This is a genomic window from Sulfitobacter sp. HI0129 (assembly GCF_001635395.1).
Taxonomy (GTDB): Bacteria; Pseudomonadota; Alphaproteobacteria; order Rhodobacterales; family Rhodobacteraceae; genus Sulfitobacter.
Genome location: NZ_LWGH01000435.1, coordinates 1 through 2636, shown reverse-complemented (window position 1 = coordinate 2636; position 2636 = coordinate 1). Strand labels below are relative to the sequence as shown.

Below are 2636 nucleotides of genomic sequence, written 5' to 3'. Positions count from 1 at the left end.
GGATCGCCAGTCCCAGCAGCCAGCCGGCGATCGGTTGTTCGGGGGCTACGGACAGCCCGTGAACCGTAATGTCGGCAGGCCAGCCCGCCGGGGTAAGCTCCGTCTCCGGGCCGATGACATTGCGTGCGATCCGCCTGTCACCCGAGGCATATATGCCCGGCGGCACTTCGGCCCCGGTGGGCGCATCGAGCAGCCGGGCCCCATCGATACCGGGCATGGTTCCGGCATCCGAAAGCGTGCCGAACCCGTCCATCACCCGCACCGGCGTCCATGTGGTGCCGTCAAGAGCTTCGGCATCCGGGCTCGCCGCGGCGGATGACGTCGCGAGCCGTTCCATCATCTCGACAAAGAGACCGGAGAGCGGCAGGGAGGACCATTCCGCCGTCGCCGTCACATGGAACAGGACGATCTGGCCCTGACCCACCTTCTTGCGTGTCACCAGCGGCGTTCCATCGCTGAGCGAGGCGATGACCCGCTGCGCCAGCGTCGGGTCGGGCTGTGCGACGACCTGGGCGGAAACGGAGACATCATCGGGAATCGTGAGGCCATAGAAGGGCGAGCTATCCCGGAACGGCGCAAGCGACTTCGGCTCCCCCCAGCTCATGGCGCCGCCGACGCTGCGGCCCCCGGCACGCAGGCGCACGGGCATCAGCGGATCCTCTTCGATCCGGCTCACGTCGCTTGCCGCGATGCGCGGCCCGGCAAAGCGGATCAGCATGCCGCCCTTGTCGATCCACTCCTGCAGGGGTTCTGCCTCGGCCGGGGCGAGGGTGGCGATATCGGCCAGCACGATCACGTCCGGATTGGCGGGCAGAACCTCGGCGATACTGCCGTCGATTAGGTCCGCCGTCGGGGCGAGGGCCTGTTCGATGTAATGCAGCGGCGCGAGCAGTTGCAGGCCTTCGCGGTCGCTTCGCCCGCCGATCAGGGCGACTTCGCGGCGCCGCAGGGCGTCATCCACAAGGGTCGTGGCACCGGCGGACCGCTGCCCGGCGATATCGAAAGAGGTGATGCGCGCGCGCAGTTCGGACGGCAGGGAAAGCGCCGTTTCCGCCTCGGTCGCGTCCGCCTCGAATGTTGTCTGAGCGGTGGCGAGGACCCGGGCGTTTCCGGCGGGGTCACGGCCCTGCGCCTCGACCGTGACTTCTCTTTCCAGTCCCGCCGCCGCCCGCCGCAGGGTAAGCATGACGGCCCCGTCCTCGTAGCGCGCGGTCGCGATGGCCAGTGTATTGGCGCCCGTCTGAAACGCCTCGACGGTTCCGTGACTGCGCAGGCTCGCCAGCATCGCATCACGACCGTCATAATCGAGCCCGTCGGCGAACCACATGGTATCGAACCGCCCTGCATCCGCGATGGCGGCCTGTGCCCGCGCCAAATTGCCTTCGGTCGGTTGCCAGGGGGCGGGTTCCAGACCCGGCAGACGACTGCGCCAGACGTCCGCGGCCTGGAACAAGGGGGCTTCGGGCGCGGTCAACACCATGAAACCCACGGGGCGCCCGGCGCGACCGGCGCGGGTCAATTGCGCCTCGATTGCTTCCATCTGGCGTGGCCAGCCGCTCGCCCCGGCCCAACTGCCGTCGAGAACCATGAGCAGCGGTCCGCTACCGGATGACTGATCGCGCTGCGGGTTCAGGACCGGGCCCGCAAGCCCGATGATGATCGCGGCGACGGTAAGCATCCGCAGCAAAAGCAACCACCACGGCGTCCTGTCGGAAACGGATTCGTCATCCGTCAGGCCCAGCAGCAGGGCGACGCCGGGAAACCGGCGGCGGATGGGCGCGGGCGGGACGGCCCGCAGGATCAGCCACAGCACCGGCAGGGCCAGCAAGGCCGCCAGCAGCCATGGCGCGGTAAAGCCTATGCCGCCAAGAACCGTCATGCAGCGCGATCCAACGCACCATAGAGCCAGAGAAGGCCCGTTTGCGCGGGCTTGTCCGTATGGTGCAGGCCATACCGCCAGCCGGTCAGGGTGCAAAGCTGCTGCAACTCATGCTTTCGGGCCGCCAGCCGGTCGATGTAGCGGTCGCGCAGATCGTTCGCCTTTAGCGTTTCATGCCGCAACGTGCCGCCCATGCTTTCAAAGACGGTCCGCCCCGCGAAGGGAAATGCCTCTTCCGAGGGGTCGAGGACATGGAGCAGCGCCCCCCGGACGCCCCGGTCCGCCGCTTTGGTCAGGGCTTCGCGAACCTGACCCAGGTCGCCCATGAAATCGGACACGAAGACCGCGCGGGCGTTGGGGATCATGGCGCGATGCTCCGGCGGCGCATAATCCGCCTCGCTATCGCGGCTCAGCATTTCAGTCAGGCGCAGGATCTGCGGGTTTCCCCGACGGGGGGGAAGCTCCGTCCCAGTGAGGCCCACGCGTTCGCCCCCGCGGATGAGCAGGATCGCCAGCGCAAGCGACAGCAGGCGCGCACGATCCGCCTTTTCCGGCAGGTCAGCGGTGGAGGCAAACCGCATGGATGCCCCCTGATCGACCCAGAGCATGACCGATTGCGCGATCTGCCATTCGCGTTCTCGCACGAACTCATGGTCGCCCATGGCGGATCGCCGGTGATCGATGGCCCGGCGGCTGTCCCCGGTCTGGGCCGGGCGGTATTGCCAGAAATCGTCCCCCAGCCCGGCNCGCCGACGTC

2 protein-coding genes are annotated in these 2636 nt (G+C 68.0%); both read right to left on the bottom strand.

Going from position 1 to position 2636, the window contains the following annotated elements; genetic code table 11:
* On the bottom strand, positions 1-1879 hold a 1879-nt coding region (locus A3764_RS11850), incomplete at its 3' end, for a BatA domain-containing protein (protein WP_067951619.1).
* Positions 1876-2636 (bottom strand): DUF58 domain-containing protein (locus tag A3764_RS11845; RefSeq protein WP_067951618.1); only part of this gene is annotated, 761 nt, incomplete at its 5' end. The genes A3764_RS11850 and A3764_RS11845, both read right to left, overlap by 4 nt.